Annotated in this window: 14 protein-coding genes; 6 read left to right on the top strand and 8 right to left on the bottom strand. The window is 63.2% G+C overall.

Annotated elements, in window-relative coordinates:
* Positions 1 to 4 precede the first annotated feature (4 nt).
* Positions 5 to 856 (bottom strand): DUF4337 family protein, encoded by an 852-nt coding sequence (locus VT84_RS20410; protein ID WP_082840804.1) that lies wholly within the window; start codon positions 854 to 856, stop codon positions 5 to 7.
* A 311-nt stretch (positions 857 to 1167) separates the two neighbouring features.
* On the opposite strand from VT84_RS20410, the gene VT84_RS20405 reads away from it, so the two are divergent.
* Positions 1168 to 1395: a BON domain-containing protein gene (locus VT84_RS20405; protein ID WP_052555236.1), complete on the top strand. Its 228-nt coding sequence runs from the start codon at positions 1168 to 1170 to the stop codon at positions 1393 to 1395.
* Between the two features lie 129 nt (positions 1396 to 1524).
* Here the strand turns inward: VT84_RS20405 and VT84_RS20400 are convergent, their stop codons facing one another.
* The 6 genes from VT84_RS20400 to VT84_RS20375 all read right to left on the bottom strand — a co-directional run bounded on the left by VT84_RS20400 (position 1525) and on the right by VT84_RS20375 (position 7147).
* A complete protein-coding gene (locus VT84_RS20400; protein WP_082840803.1) occupies positions 1525 to 3234 on the bottom strand; it encodes a hypothetical protein in 1710 nt (569 codons plus the stop codon).
* Positions 3231 to 3956 (bottom strand): glycosyl transferase, encoded by a 726-nt coding sequence (locus VT84_RS20395; protein WP_052555233.1) that lies wholly within the window; start codon positions 3954 to 3956, stop codon positions 3231 to 3233. Before VT84_RS20395 ends, VT84_RS20400 begins: the two co-directional genes overlap by 4 nt.
* Positions 3953 to 4786 carry a hypothetical protein gene (locus tag VT84_RS20390; RefSeq protein WP_157469663.1) on the bottom strand — a complete coding sequence of 278 codons (834 nt, stop codon included), beginning with the start codon at positions 4784 to 4786 and terminating at the stop codon, positions 3953 to 3955. The genes VT84_RS20395 and VT84_RS20390 overlap by 4 nt, the downstream gene beginning before the upstream one ends.
* Positions 4787 to 4800: 14 nt before the next feature.
* Positions 4801 to 5649 (bottom strand): 2OG-Fe(II) oxygenase, encoded by an 849-nt coding sequence (locus VT84_RS20385; RefSeq protein ID WP_082840801.1) that lies wholly within the window; start codon positions 5647 to 5649, stop codon positions 4801 to 4803.
* Between the two features lie 146 nt (positions 5650 to 5795).
* Positions 5796 to 6722, bottom strand: coding sequence for a hypothetical protein (locus tag VT84_RS20380; protein ID WP_157469072.1), 927 nt, complete (start codon positions 6720 to 6722; stop codon positions 5796 to 5798).
* Positions 6723 to 6856: 134 nt separating this feature from the next.
* Positions 6857 to 7147, bottom strand: a complete 291-nt coding sequence (locus tag VT84_RS20375; protein ID WP_052551189.1) for a hypothetical protein — start codon at positions 7145 to 7147, stop codon at positions 6857 to 6859.
* Positions 7148 to 7304: 157 nt separating this feature from the next.
* On the opposite strand from VT84_RS20375, the gene VT84_RS20370 reads away from it, so the two are divergent.
* The 4 genes from VT84_RS20370 (at position 7305) to msrB (ending at position 12027) form a co-directional block, all read left to right on the top strand.
* On the top strand, positions 7305 to 9962 hold the full coding sequence (locus VT84_RS20370; protein ID WP_082840800.1) for a tetratricopeptide repeat protein: 2658 nt from the start codon (positions 7305 to 7307) through the stop codon (positions 9960 to 9962).
* A 78-nt stretch (positions 9963 to 10040) separates the two neighbouring features.
* A complete protein-coding gene (locus tag VT84_RS20365) occupies positions 10041 to 10979 on the top strand; it encodes a sugar phosphate isomerase/epimerase family protein (protein WP_082840799.1) in 939 nt (312 codons plus the stop codon).
* Positions 10980 to 11157: 178 nt separating this feature from the next.
* Positions 11158 to 11451 carry an FmdB family zinc ribbon protein gene (locus tag VT84_RS20360; RefSeq protein WP_052555224.1) on the top strand — a complete coding sequence of 98 codons (294 nt, stop codon included), beginning with the start codon at positions 11158 to 11160 and terminating at the stop codon, positions 11449 to 11451.
* A 117-nt stretch (positions 11452 to 11568) separates the two neighbouring features.
* Positions 11569 to 12027: a peptide-methionine (R)-S-oxide reductase MsrB gene (gene msrB, locus VT84_RS20355; protein WP_052555653.1), complete on the top strand. Its 459-nt coding sequence runs from the start codon at positions 11569 to 11571 to the stop codon at positions 12025 to 12027.
* 192 nt (positions 12028 to 12219) lie between these two features.
* Here msrB and VT84_RS20350 read toward each other — a convergent pair whose 3' ends face one another.
* Positions 12220 to 13281 (bottom strand): methyltransferase, encoded by a 1062-nt coding sequence (locus VT84_RS20350; protein ID WP_239465421.1) that lies wholly within the window; start codon positions 13279 to 13281, stop codon positions 12220 to 12222.
* 60 nt (positions 13282 to 13341) lie between these two features.
* On the opposite strand from VT84_RS20350, the gene VT84_RS20345 reads away from it, so the two are divergent.
* Positions 13342 to 13926 carry a peptidylprolyl isomerase gene (locus VT84_RS20345; protein ID WP_082840796.1) on the top strand — a complete coding sequence of 195 codons (585 nt, stop codon included), beginning with the start codon at positions 13342 to 13344 and terminating at the stop codon, positions 13924 to 13926.
* Positions 13927 to 14016: the final 90 nt, after the last annotated feature.

The raw sequence follows: 14016 nt of genomic DNA, 5'->3' as shown, positions 1-14016 counted from the left end.
GCGGTCAGTGGGGCTTCCCCTGTTCGTTGGGAGCGGTGTGGCCGGGCACGTCGTGCGGCGAGTGCGGGTGGTGAGGAATCATATACCCGGACGCGGTCAACCCGATCGCGACCACCGCGGCCGCGAGCCCGAGGAACCAGTAGGCGCGCTTCTTGGTGAGGAGCGCGATCGAACAGAGGACCAGGCCAATTTCGGCCGACAGGTGGGCGATATCGAAGCGGTCGGCCTGGTGGTGAACGTGCTCGGCTTCTTCACTCTTCTCGGCGGCCTGTTGGCGGTACTTAGCGGCCTCGGTCCCGACGCGCTCGGCTTCGGCCCGTAACTTGTCGGCCCGTTTACTCGCTTCTTCTCCCCGTACAAGGAGGTCCGGCAAATTATCTTTTTGGTCGTTCGACTTATTGTACTCGGCGGCCCGCTTCTTCCAGTCGTCAGCAGCTTTCGCGCGGCGCTGACCGATTTCGGCCGCTTTCTTCTTCGCGTCCTCGTCCGCGTCCTTACGCAGCGGCTCAATGGAGGGGACGAGTTCGATCAGCGTCGCGGAGGTCTCGAACTGCGACTGCCGCTGGCGCTTGGACTGGTACCACGCGAACAGATTGCTCTTCTCGACCTCGGCCCGAGCCGCTTCTGTGCCGACCCGGTTCGCGTCCCCGAGTACCCGGTTCACGTCGCCGAGCAGTCGATTCGATTCGCCCTGGAGCTGCAACACTTTGTTGTGCGTTCGGTGGCCCACCATGCTGATCGCGGCGAGGATCGCGGCGACGATGGCCATTGAAACGGCGACCCGCTGGTTGAACGGGTCGGAAGCGTGGTGCTCGGCGTGTTCAGCGTGTTCCAAGTGCTCGTGCGTGTTCGCCATGAACGGCTCCGGTGCTTGCTGCGGCAGCCGCGGAAGTCTATGGCGGTACGGATCAGCGTTCAAGGTTGAGAAAATTCTCAGAAATATCCCGAAAGTCGTTGCAATCGATACCAGCGGCGTATAGCATCCGTTGTTGAAAACGGATTCTCGATTCGCACTACCCGCAGAAGGATTTGCGGCCCCGTCTTGCAGATTCAGTCCGGTGTAATAACGGATCTCGTTTTCCCGCGACCGCCGGTATGCCCGTGACCGGTAGCCGCACTTTCGGTTCGGAAGCCTCGTCCGAGATCAACCCCCGAAGGAGCGCCGCGATGAACACCTGCCCGATCATGACGTCCGAACTGATTGATGCCCTGACCAGTAGTCCGCTCGGTCAACTACGCCGGGTGCGCGTGACCGAAAACGAGAGCGAAGTGGTTCTCACCGGCCAAGTGTCGAGTTATTATCTTAAACAAATGGCACAGGAAACGGTTCGGAACGCCGTGGGCGTGCGGAGGCTCCTGAACCGCATCGAAGTTTGCACCGCGGAAGCGGCCTAATACTGAGTGTAACAAACATCGCTCCCGCAGTACCCCGAATCGATTGGGTGCTGCGGGAGCAAATTTATTTGTGGGACCATTCAATTTTTGGGTGATAGACGACCCTACGAAGTCACCCGCTCGGGCTACTCACGCCGCACCCGCTGATGCGGAACGCCGCATACTTAGCGCGCCTGAGTGGAGCCAACTCGCTGAGCGTATGTGAAACGCACGGACACGCGGGTCGCCTGGCCCCACCGGTGAGGCGTGATCGGCCACTATCGTTACGTCTACCAATCCGTCCACTCCCGCCGACACGTCCAGTTCCCACACACCCGGATCGACATCCACACGCACCGCGCCTTCGCTGGAGCAAATGAACCACCGCGCTCGTGGGCCGGGGGGAGCGTCTAACAACAGGCGCACTGCCGAGCACCCGTCGGGTACGCGCCCACTCGCGCGACTCGTGGCGTGACACCAGCCGTCGGTGTCGATACCGGTGGTGACCCACCCACTCGGGCCATAGTCGCGGAAGACCGGGGCTTGGGCTTCGGACGGTTCACCGGGCCACACCCACGCCGTTGATGCGGGCCGTTCCAGTCGCTCCAAACCTGCCACGCGCAAGGAACGCGACCGGCCCCCGGTCAACGGCACTTCAATGCCGCCGTTCACTTCCACCGCACACCCGCCGGGCAATTCCAGTGAAATGCGTCCTGGTCGGATGCTCAGGGGCAGAATCTGGGTTCCCGCGCGCACCTCGATCAGTGGCCAGGGGGGTATCGCGTCTGGTGACACGTCCAGATCCAGTCGCACGCCTCGTGTACCGGCGGGGGTGGTGAACCCGAAACGGGTTCGGGTCCAGCCGTCGGCGTCGATCCCCCACCCGCGCCAACCGGCGAGCCGGGTTGCGGGGGCGGGCACATTGAAATTCTGGTTCTCAACGGGCAGCGACAGGAGAGTGTTCTGGCTTTCTTCATACAAGCGGCGGAAGAACTCCGGTGGGCGCACGGAGTCGCGCCCCGCGAACCGTTCCGCTAACTCCACCTGAACCGTGCGGTTGTCGACCGGCGGAAACGGTGCCGCCGCGATACACTCTCGCTTCCCGGGCAAGTGGAACGTCGGTTCCTCCGCGTAGAAACGTGAAACTCCACCGCGCGTCACGGTTAACCCGCCGGTGGGCCAATGGAAGAAGTGGCACCCCGCCAGGACCGACAGGCAGAACGATGTCGAGAGATCGTTGGCGCAGGCGTAGCGGAACCGGCGGCACAGGTCGTACTGGCGGAACAGGAACAGCGGATCATACGGGTGGCCCGACGTGACGAGCCGAAGCCCCGCGCGGGCGAACGGTTCGTGGCACCCCCGTTCCCAGTCGCGCCAGAAGATACTCACCGCCACGGGTTGAAATTCGTCCGGCAGGTTGGCCAACTCGTCCGCGAACCGAGCGCGGTCGTAGTCGGTGTTCTGGTGGGTGGTGGATTTGTCCGGGAAAACCAGTGTCCCGGTGCGGACCGGAGCTTCGTTGCCGTACCGACGGGCAAAGAGTTCTCGCATGTAGAAGAAGGCGGACCCGATGGGGTAAACGGTCCCGCCGCGGCCGCGCAGGGCTGCGGCCTGCTGTTCGGTGATCGCCAGCCGAATCGGGAGCGGACTGGTCGCGTCGGCCGAGTACGGTTCGGGGCTGCCGAAGTTGATCGCGTGCTCCATTGCCCAGGGCAGCGGCCGGTCCGCGGGCAGCCCCGCGAACTCGCGCAGCAACAGGTGCAGGCCGTACAGTTCGTTCTGAATGTGGTACTCGACCGGGAACACGGGCCGCGGTCGGCACAGCGTAGCGAGGTCGTCCTGGGAAAAAAGGAGCTTCACGCCGCCCTCCGTTCCGGAGAGGGGACGGCCCCGATCGCGCCTGCCTTCAGTGGTCCCAGAGCCAGACCCAATTCGGTCCACCACGAGTTGTCGAACGCGCTGCCCCGACAGCCCTCGAACCACGGCCCACCGGACGTGAAGTGCAGGTTGTGTAGCTCGTCGTCGGGTAGGTCCGGGCTGTAGCCGACGAGATGGTTCCAGCCGCGGGGCAGGGCACCCACTTCGTCGTCCTTGAGCCACAGGAACCGGTGCAGCTCCAGGCCCGACGCGGACGCGACGAATTCCGGGGTCAGTGCCGCGCATCGCGCGTTGTTGAACAGCACCACGCTCGACCAGTTCTTGCGCGGGTAGCACACTTGCGCCGCACCGAGGAACTTGGTCGTCTCGGACGGCCGGTGGTCGTGCTGGACCACCTGGACCGCGAACTGCGGGTCACGCAGCGCCCACAGACGGGCGATGTCGGTACGGAACAGGACGTCGCAGTCGGCGAACACGGCCCAACCCTCGAACCCACACAAGTAGGGCACGAGGAACCGGGTGAAGGCGAAATCGGTCGACTGGTTGGGATCGCGCGGCCGGTGGAAGATCCCGGCGACTTGAGTGAGCATCAGCGGCGTGATGCTGACCGGGGCGCTACTGTGCCGGTGAATGCTGTGCGACGCGACGTGAAACGCCACGGCCTCGCGCTCGTCGTAGCCGAGGAACACGCGGATCGGACTCATCGAACGTTCCCCCGCGAACCTGCGCCGCTGCCGCGTGCGAGCCAACCCCGGAGCCGTTTCCAAAGAGGGGACGGTTGTTGGGGCAATTCAAAAAGCGGTTCGGGCAGTTGAACCGGGAGGTTCACGAAGCGAACCGGCCAGTGGGAGGCCGGTCGCGGCGCGATTCGAGTGATCGAGCGGGCCGTGTTCAGCCAGACCGCCAGTGTACCGGCGCGGTACGCCACGGAACGCGCTATTCGTAGCCCGCGCGGGCTCGTCTGGTTCCGCGCTCCGAACCGCGGACGGTGACCGGCGATCGCTTCGTAAAGTTCCAGTTCGCCGCCGGGCGTGTTGTCGTCCTCGGCGGGCAGGAAGAGTAGTCCTTCCAGAATTTTATTCGGTCCCTTTACGTGTGGGCCGCGCTCGCCGACGGTTCCGCGTTCAACGGGAGCGAGTACGGCCAACTGAGCGTCGAGGAGCACGTCGCACGCTCCTTGGCCCTCGGCGTGACGCTGGCCCACACGTAGCGCTTCCAGCCGAGCGAATCGGTCCTCGAACCACGGGTACTCGCGCCGGATCGCTTCACCGAAGACGCGGGCGAGGGCCGCGAACGCTTCGGGCCGAACGTGGCGCGCGATGAGGTCGCGCAGCGGACCGGTCAGGTCGGTGAGGTGGACCGATCGGCGCAACACTTTCTTCGCGTCGGGCAGCGCCGAGCCGAACTGACTCAGCGCGGGGAAGGATCGTACTAGTTCGGCGCACCGTGCGGGATCGATCGCCCCTTCCACGAGGACGTGCGGGAAGGGTTCGTGGACTACCATTGATGAGCGGAGACGGGAGTACAAGTCCATGCCGACCTCACGATTCACGCACTGCGGCGAACGAGGCCGTTCCACATCCGGCGGATCAGCCCGCGGGTTTCGGGCACCGGTGGAGCGGCCGGAAGTGGCGACTGGCAGCGCACATCGAACACCGGACCGGTCATTTCGCCGACGAGGTTCAGGAAGTAACGCGGGTGCGGCGTGGCGGCGCGCGGGCTGACACCGTGTAACGCGCGGGGCGTATTCAGGAACAGCACCAAAGTGTTGCGGCGGTAAGGCACTGTTTTGACCAAACGCACCCTGTCGCGTGTGAGCAATCGCTTCGGGGCGAAGGTCGGTTCGGGGTCGACCGCCTCGTACAACTCCAGGTTCCCTCCATCCGAATCGTCCCCGTCGAGGCGGAGGTAGAGGAGGCCGACGAACAGTTTGTCCGTGCGGTCGAGGTGAGGGCCGCGGACCGTCGTACCGCCGGTGAGTGCGGGCGTGTTTCCCGAGATTTGTGCGTCGAGGCCCACGGCACCGAGTGGACGCTCGGGAGCCTGACGCGGTCGTGCGACCAATCGCTCGGGATCGGCGAAGCGCGTGGCGAAGTCGGGGAACTCGGCGCGAATGAACGGCCCGAAGAGGCGCGTGACGCGGTCCAGAAACTCCTGCGACATTCCCTCGTTGATGATCTGCTTCCACAGCGGCGAAACGTCCGGAGCGGCAAGCGCTGTGGCCGCATTGAGCGTGAACCGGGCGTTGCTGCCGAGTTGCGCGCCGCCGGTGAGCGTCGTCAGCGGCGGCATCTGCCGGACGAGTTCGGCCGAGATGTCGCCATCGAGTACATCGTGCAGAACAATGTGCGGAAAGGGGGCCGGTATAACCCGCGCGCCGTCGAGACGTTGGAACATCGGAACCTTGTGGCTCAAAAGCGCTGAGCCGACCACCCGAAAAGCGGTCGTTACAAGAACATCGGCACGAGAAGATGGGGGACTCGAAGGAAATTCGCAAGCGAGCGCGTCTGAGCGCCCACCGGGTGTATCCAAATTCTCTGGGGTCATGCCGCCAAGCTCCAATAGGCCTGCCACTGGATGGAGTTCCGCACGCAGACCAGGCTCGCCATCGGTCGGACGTTCTTCTTGAGCCAGCGAGCACCTCGGGCTTTCAAACGCAATCCCAGGGTCTTGGCTTGTCCTTCCACCGCACCGCTGCCGATGGCCTGGCCACGGGCCAACCGATCACGATACGCCAAACGATTCGTGTGCTTGGCGAAGTAGCCCAACAACTTCTCCGTCGCCTTCTGCCTTCGTGTCCGTTCTTCGAGAGTCTCGACGGACAACAGTTCTGACACCCACACGCACACACCACCCCAACCCTCACGCAACAACACGTCGCGACCGCGCTCAAAAGCAGCACGGGCCTCGTCGGTCCCCTGGCCGAATATCCTCTGCGCACAAAGGCTCAACCGCTCACTGGCGTGGTAAATGTCCAGCGTCTCTCGACAACCCGGCAGCACACGATTGACCGACTTCCAAATCCAACTGGCCCCGTCACCCAACGCATGGACGCTCGACCACTGCGCCACACCCAACTGACGCAACGACGGACCCCAACGGCGTCGAAACACTTTCGATTTGGCGATCATCGCGAACGACACGACCGCACCGGCCGGGGGCAAGCGCTCGTCGTCCTGCCACTGCTCGGGTGATACCGCCGTGCCGGCCTCACGCTTGGAAATCACTGCGATCTTCAGGTCTTTCCAGCCTTCTTCGCGGGTATTGACCTTGCCCGCGTCAATCGCCAACTCGATCTCGCCTGGGGTTTGGCGAAACGTCTGGGCCGTGGCGTGATCCTGGGGTTGGAACGTCGTCATCGCCCGGCCATGCGTTCCCACGAGCTGGCGCGCGGTCTCGGGGGCCAACTTCACTCCCAGCAACTCCCGGAGATGTTCGCGGGTCTTGGCGAACGACACATCGGCAGCCAAACGACAGCAATGCTTCTGAAGAACCGTGCTGAATCGCTGCGTCAGACCGATGACGGCATCGGCTGCGTAAGCTCCTTCGGCTCCACAGCGGCATTGCCAATAGTGTCGCGTGAGGTTCAGAGGGCCGACAGTGGTCACGAACTGCCGGGGCTTTTTCCCGCGGTCTTCTTTGGCTCGCCCGCAGTCGCAGATTCGGATCGGCGACCCTTTTTTTCGGCGGCTTGGATGCGTCGGGTGACCGCATCGGCCAAGAGGTTTTTGGTCAGTTCGCGTCCCTTGGGTATGACCGCCGTTTCGCAGGCGTCCAAGACCGTGCCGTTGGCCGCGGAGAGCGCCAGAGCTTGGAGCTCTTCGTGGACGGCCAATAGCTGCCGGACTAGCGCTTCGCTTTCGGCGGGGATTTCAATCGTGACGGTCTTGCTCATAGAACATCCCTGTTCGCATCCGAGAACACCCCACTTACCCAAATTCCGCCAACCCCACCAGAGAAGTTAGTTACACCCCGCCCACCCGACGCCGGCAGTATTTCTTACGCGCCCGCCGCTTGCGGTTACCGTGTTACAGCGGTACGGTGAGTTCACTATGCGCACACTGCTCGTCACACTTTTCGCGCTGTCGCTCGTCGGAACCGTTCGCGCTCAACCCAAAACGGAGTACCCCGCACTAAAGCAGCGGCTTCAGCGCGGGAACTTCGCGGAGGCGCTGGCAGGGTACGACGAACTCGCGAAGAACGAGAAATTGCCGTTAGCGTTCATTGGTCAGGCGGCGTGTTACCGGGCGCAGGGCGAGAACTTGAAAGCTCTCGACGCCCTCGATGCCGGACTGAAGGCATCGCCCGACAACCCCGACCTGCTCGGTCACCGGGCGGACCTGCTCCTCGCGCTCGGGAAGTGGGACGACGCGACGAAAGACGCCGAAGCCGCCATCAAGAAGGACGCCAAGCACTTTCTCGCGCGGTGGGTGCGTGCTCGGGTGCTGCGTGATAAGGGTGATCTGGCGGCCGCGGACACCGAAATGCGCTGGTTCGTGAAGGCGTACTCCGATGCCGCGGCGGTCGAGAAAGAGATCACCGACCCCGAGAAGTTGCTCATCGTCGCGCAGGCTGGCATCGAGAACGCGACCACTCACAATAAGCCGGATCAGTTCAAGTTCATTCTCACGGAAGTGCTGCGCGACGCGCTCAAGGCCGATGCGGACTGCTGGCAGGCCGAGTACCTCAGCGGTCAGTTGTTTCTGGACAAGCACAACCGCGCGGACGCGGCCAATTCGTTCGATGCCGCGCTCAAGATCAACCCGAAGGCCGTGGAAGCTCTGGTCGGGAATGGGTTGATCGCGTTGGAGCGAATGGACTTCGCCGACGCCGAGCGCCAGGCCGACAGTGCACTTAAAGTGAACCCCAAGCACCCCGGTGCGCTGAGATTAAAGGCCGACGTGCGATTCGCTGAAGCGGACTACCCGGGCGCGGAGAAGCTCCTGCTCGCGGCCAAAGCGATCAACCCGCGCGACGAATCGACACTCGCGCGCCTCGCGGCGATCCGGTACCTGACCAGTGATAAGGCTGGTTACGACACACTGGGCAAAGAAGTCGAAGCGTTCGATACGAAGCCCGCCACGTTCCACCTGGAACTGGGCACCATCTTCACCGATACGCGCCAGTTCGTGATCGCCGCGGAGTGCTTCGAGAAAGCGAGTACGCTGCGTCCGACACTACCCGGACCGAAGGCCGGGCTGGGATTGCTGCTGTACATGCAGGGCCGCGAGCCGGAAGCGCGAACGGCGCTCAAGGCCGCGATGAAGGCCGACCCGTTCAACGTGAAGGCCGATAACGCGCTCACCGTGCTCGACGAACTTGCCGAGTACGCGACCACCGAAACGCCGCACTTCGTGATCCGCTTCGACAAGAAGAACGACAAAGTGCTGGCCGCATTTCTCGCGGACGTGCTGGAAGAGACGTTCGCGGAACTCGCGAAACAGTACGGCTTCACCCCGCCGGGCAAGATACTCGTGGAGGTGTTCGCGCGGCGCCAGATGTTCAGCGGGCGCATCGCGATGTTGCCGGGGCTTCCGGGGGCCGTTCAGGGAGCCTGTACCGGCCCGCTCATCGCGCTGCCCTCGCCTCGGGCCGATGGCGGCACGCGGGCGTACAACTGGGCCGTCGTTGTTCGGCACGAACTGACGCACGCATTCAATCTGCTCCAAACGGGGCACCGGGCGCCCGTCTGGTTAACAGAAGGTTTGGCCGTTCGCGCGGAAAATACCAAGCGCTTCGGTCAGGTCGCACTGGTCCTGCGCGACCGGCTCGCGGCGGGAACCGCATTCGACCTCGACACCATCTCGCGCGCCTACAAGCGGTTCAACCAACCGGCTGACGTGATGCTCGCGTACTACCAGGGACTCCTTTACGTCGAGTACATTGCGAAAGCACACGGTGAAGAGGGCATCGCGAAGTTGCTGAATGCGTACAAGGTCGACAGCGACACCACAGTTGCGCTGAAGGCAGCACTCGGGGTCGAGAAGGTGGATTTTGAAGCCGGGTACCGCAAGTACATCGCGGACGTGGTGAAGTCCGCGGCCCCGCGGCGCCCGGACAAGCCGATGACCTTTGCCGAACTCGAAGCGGCGCACAAGGCGAAGCCCGACGACCTGGATCTGGCCGCTCGGCTCGCGGGAGAGTACCTTCGGCGCGACAAGCCTGCGGACGCGAAGGCGCTCGCAGAGGCCGTGCGCGCGAAGGAGAAGGGGCACCCAGGCGCATCAATCGTGGCCGCGCGGTTGCTCCGGCGCGCGAAAGACGAGGCCGGCGCAAAAGCCGCGCTGGAAGAAGCGGTGGCCGGGAACCCCGAAGACGGGCGCGTGTTGTTGGAATTCGGCAAACTCCTGTTTGAGTTGAAGGACTACGACAAAACTGCTGCAACTTTCGAGAACGGACTCAAGTTCGCACCGGGCGAAGCCGATTGGCTCGAACAACTCGTGCGCGTTTACGATACCGCCAAGAAGCCCGATGAACTCGCCCGCGTGCTTTCGGAACGGATCGTTGCGAGTCCGGACGACATCGCGCTGCACATTCGGCTCGCCAAACTGCACGCGAACGCGAACCGGCCGCAGCTCGCCGAGAGCGTCGCGCGCCGGGCGCTGTACATCGACGTACTGAATACCGAGGCCAGGGACGTGCTCATCGCCGTACTAGACACTCAGAAAAAGACCGCCGAGATCGAAGCCCTCCGCAAGCGCTACGAGTGAGTTCCGGCGCTGTCCCGCCGGATCGCTATAGAATCAATCCTCGGCCCCTTCCCGGCCACCCACTCCGGAGTCCTACCCATGCGTTCTCTCTCGCGTCGCGACTTCCTCGCTGCTTCCGCCGCGATCGGCGGCGTCGCCCTCCTCCCGCGCCTGGGGCGCGCTGCTGAACCGGCCGAACTGTTCAAAATCTCGCTCGCGCAGTGGTCGCTGCACCGCGCGCTCTTCGCGAAGAAGCTCGACGCGCTCAAGTTCGCCGAGATCACCGCGAAGGAATACGGGATCAACGGCGTCGAGTACGTCAACCAGTTCTACAAGGACAAGAAGAAGGACGACGGGTACCTCAAGGATCTGAAGAAGGTCGCGGACGACAACAAGGTGGTGAGCGTCCTCATCATGTGCGACGGCGAGGGGAACCTCGGCGACCCGGACGAGAAGAAGCGCGCCGCGGCCGTCGAGAACCACAAGCGCTGGACGGAATGGGCGAAGTTCCTCGGGTGCCACAGCATCCGCGTGAACGCGGCGAGCGACTGGAAGAAGGGGTTCGCCGAAACGCAGAAGCTCGCCGCCGACGGGCTGCGCAAGCTCGCCGAGTTCACCGACACGCTCGGGATCAACACCATCGTGGAGAACCACGGCGGGCTGTCGAGTCACGGGGAATGGCTCGCAGGCGTGATGAAGCAGGTCGATCACAAGCGCTGCGGGACGCTGCCCGACTTCGGCAACTTCAACATCGGTAACGTCGGGGTCATCAAGGAAACGTCCTACGACCGGTACAAGGGCGTGGACGAACTGATGCCCTTCGCGAAGGGCGTTTCGGCCAAGACGCACGACTTCGATGATAAGGGGAACGAAACCCACACCGATTACCGCAAGATGATGGAACTCGTGGTGAAGAAGTACAAGTACCACGGGTTCGTCGGGATCGAGTACGAGGGCGGCAAGATCGGCGAACCGGAGGGCATCAAGGCCACGAAGAAGCTCCTGGAAACCGTTCGCGCGGAACTGGCGAAGGGGTAAGATAAAGGCGGCCGCGGATGAACGCAGATCACGCGGATCAAAACCGAAGAGTTTCCCGACAGGATTAGAATTCGGAATCCTGTCGATCCCGTTAATCCTGTCCAAAACTCTTCTGTGTTTTGCCTTGATCTGTGTCTTCTGTGTTCATCCGTAGCAGTTTCGATTTCGGAGCTTTTCCATGCCGTTGTACGTGTACGAAGTGGTTCTCGCGGACGGGGCCGGGGGCGAGCAGTTCGAGGTGTTCCAGAAGATGTCCGACGCCCCGCTCACGACGCACCCGGAAACCAGCGAACCGGTGCGCCGCGTGTTCACCGAGGCCAACGCGCCGCGGGCCTGGACCGACACGCAGGGCAAGGCCGCGGTCAGCGACAAGAACCTCGCGTCGCGGGGGTTCACCAAATACGTGAAGACCGATAAGGGCACCTACGAGAAGGCCGCCGGGACCGGGCCGAAGAAGATTCAGCGCAAGTAGCCCGAAACCCGTTCCGCCGGCGCGCATCCAACCCGTATGAAAAGCCAACTGCTCGTTCTCCTCTTCCTCGGCTTCGTCGCCGCTTTCGTGTTCTGGGCTTTCGTGTCGCGTGGCGCGATGACGTCGGCCTCGCTTCCTGAGCGCGAAGGCAAACCCGTGGGCGGCACAAAGGTTGTGAAAACCGATGCCGAATGGCGGGCGCAACTGTCGCCGGAGCAGTACCGCGTGACCCGCGAGCACGGGACAGAGCGATCGTGTACCGGCGCGTTCTGGAACACGAAGGACGACGGCGTGTTCGCATGCGTGTGCTGCGACCAACCGCTGTTCGATTCGCTTACGAAGTTCGATAGCGGGACCGGTTGGCCGAGCTTCAAGGAACCAGTCGCAGAAGACAACGTGAGCACGCGGACCGATCGCAGTCACTTCATGGTGCGGTCGGAAGTGCTGTGCAGCCGGTGCGACGCGCATTTGGGGCACGTCTTCCCCGACGGCCCACCGCCGCACGGCCTTCGTTTCTGTCTGAACTCCGCCGCGCTCAAACTCGTTCCGCGATTCGCGGTCAATGAAAAGCGGTGAGACTACCGCCCGGTATCGCAGCCGTCGCAACGATTGACGAACCGTAACCGTGAAGAGCGGGTCTTGAACCCGGGGAAGCCCATGTCGGCTCGTGCTGCGCGCGGGCAGAAAGTTACGCCGAGCACCGCGAGCGCCAACATCGTTTTCGTGGGTTCCCCAAACTACAGGACGCGCGAACCGGTTTCACGAAGCTCACTGTTTGTACGACACGACGGCCTGCTGTGTTGTCGGTGGGAGCGCGTGGAATTCGTTGCGCGCGAACCCCGCTTGAGTGAAGATCCGCTCGTATTCCGCGAACGTGTAGGCGTCCCCGCGGGCCGTGGTCGCGAGCATCGTGAGCGCGAACGTGGCAGTGCCGGGCGGGTTGATTCGGTCGGCGTCGGGAATGAATTCCAGTGTGATCGCACGCCCGTTCGGGGCCAGCGCTGCATGCGCTTTTGCCGCCAGTTTTGTACAGGTGTCGGCGTCGAAGTGGTGGAGGAAGTTCGTCAGAAGCACGACATCGTAAGGGCCGCCCCAATCGGTGTCGAACGCGCTCCCCGGGAGCAACGCATATCGGTCGGCGAACCCGGCTCGCTTCGCGTTCTCGTTCGCCACCGCGAGGACGTTCGACCAGTCCAGTGCGGTAATGTGGGCACGTGGGTAACTCTCTGCAACCGCGAGGCCGAACAGCCCGTGCCCCGCGGCCACGTCGAGCACGCGCAGCGGTTGTTGTTGGTCCCCGCCCACCAGCCCGGCGAGCAATTTGGCCGGGAGCTGCATGACCGGTCCCATCGCCCGGGCAAACGCGACCCAGATCGGGTTGTCGTGCGAAACGGTCCCTTCCGCCGAAACTGCCGTTCCCCCGCGTCGAACTGCGGCCGTCAGGAGCGCAAAGCACTCCTTCAGTTGGGGCGTGAGCAAAAACTCGGTGACGCCGCCGAGGTACGCGGGCGACTGACGGTTGAGGAACGTGTTCGTATCGGGCGTCAGTTCGTACCGGTCGTTTTGTTTGCGGAGGAACCCGAGGATGGTGAGATAGTCGGCCAGAATGCGGACACCACGCGGGGCCGCCTGGCAGGATTGTGCGAGCTGGTCGACGGTGGTCTGTCCGGCGGCGATGTGAGTAAACAGGTCGAGTTCGATCGCGGCCCGAAGTGCCTCGGACCGTTGGAAGGCGCTGATCGTATCAAAAAACAGTGCGGGGGACGGGCCTTGTGAGTTCATCGCGGTTCCTGTCGAGAGGGGCAGAGCGGACTCATTGCGAGTCGTCATTGTAGTCTGGTCCTTGACCCGTGCGGTTCGGTCGGTTCTGATGTGGATCGGAGGCTCGACATGAAGTGCGTATTGGGCGCTGTCTTGGTGACGTTCGCCGTTACGAACACGTTCGCGGAGGAACCGAAGCCGGTTCGCGTGCTGATTCAGACCGATAAGGGGGACATCGAGGTCGAGTTGGACGCCGCAAAAGCTCCAAATACGGTCGCGAACTTCCTGAAGTACGTGGACGGCAAGTTCTACGAGGGCGGGCGGTTCCACCGGACCGTGACGCCGGACAACCAGCCCAACAACAAGGTGAAGATCGAAGTGGTGCAGGCCGGGATCAACCCGGAGAAGACGAAGGACGGGTTCAAGGCGATCAAACTGGAGCGCACGAAGGACACGAAGCTCGCGCACAAGGACGGCACGATCTCGATGGCACGCGACGGCCCCGACACCGCGACTTCCGATTTCTTCATTTGCATCGGTGACCAGCCGGAACTCGACCACGGCGGGAAGCGCAACCCCGACGGAGAGGGGTTCGCGGCGTTCGGCCGCGTGACGAAGGGCATGGATGTCGTAAAGAAGATTCAGTCCGCGCCCGCCAAAATTCAGGCACTCGAACCTCCGATTACGATCAAGAAGATTACCCGCCTGCCTTGATAGCTCCCGCCAGAAGCTGCTGTTCCGTCTGGTACGAAGAACATTCCCGCCTCAAACTGCCGCTCTCAGGGCATCCGCATGATTCGTGCT

The organism is Gemmata sp. SH-PL17, assembly GCF_001610855.1.
Classification (GTDB): Bacteria; Planctomycetota; Planctomycetia; order Gemmatales; family Gemmataceae; genus Gemmata; species Gemmata massiliana.
Note: the sequence above shows the minus strand (reverse complement) of the source record. Positions and strands in the feature narration are given on the sequence as shown.

Coding starts and splice junctions, on each gene's coding strand:
- VT84_RS20410 (WP_082840804.1), bottom strand. CDS start 856: ATGGCGAACACGCACGAGCACTTGGAACACGCTGAACACGCCGAGCAC.
- VT84_RS20405 (WP_052555236.1), top strand. CDS start 1,168: ATGAACACCTGCCCGATCATGACGTCCGAACTGATTGATGCCCTGACC.
- VT84_RS20395 (WP_052555233.1), bottom strand. CDS start 3,956: ATGAGTCCGATCCGCGTGTTCCTCGGCTACGACGAGCGCGAGGCCGTG.
- VT84_RS20390 (WP_157469663.1), bottom strand. CDS start 4,786: ATGGACTTGTACTCCCGTCTCCGCTCATCAATGGTAGTCCACGAACCC.
- VT84_RS20385 (WP_082840801.1), bottom strand. CDS start 5,649: ATGTTCCAACGTCTCGACGGCGCGCGGGTTATACCGGCCCCCTTTCCG.
- VT84_RS20375 (WP_052551189.1), bottom strand. CDS start 7,147: ATGAGCAAGACCGTCACGATTGAAATCCCCGCCGAAAGCGAAGCGCTA.
- VT84_RS20370 (WP_082840800.1), top strand. CDS start 7,305: ATGCGCACACTGCTCGTCACACTTTTCGCGCTGTCGCTCGTCGGAACC.
- VT84_RS20365 (WP_082840799.1), top strand. CDS start 10,041: ATGCGTTCTCTCTCGCGTCGCGACTTCCTCGCTGCTTCCGCCGCGATC.
- VT84_RS20360 (WP_052555224.1), top strand. CDS start 11,158: ATGCCGTTGTACGTGTACGAAGTGGTTCTCGCGGACGGGGCCGGGGGC.
- msrB (WP_052555653.1), top strand. CDS start 11,569: ATGACGTCGGCCTCGCTTCCTGAGCGCGAAGGCAAACCCGTGGGCGGC.
- VT84_RS20350 (WP_239465421.1), bottom strand. CDS start 13,281: ATGACGACTCGCAATGAGTCCGCTCTGCCCCTCTCGACAGGAACCGCG.
- VT84_RS20345 (WP_082840796.1), top strand. CDS start 13,342: ATGAAGTGCGTATTGGGCGCTGTCTTGGTGACGTTCGCCGTTACGAAC.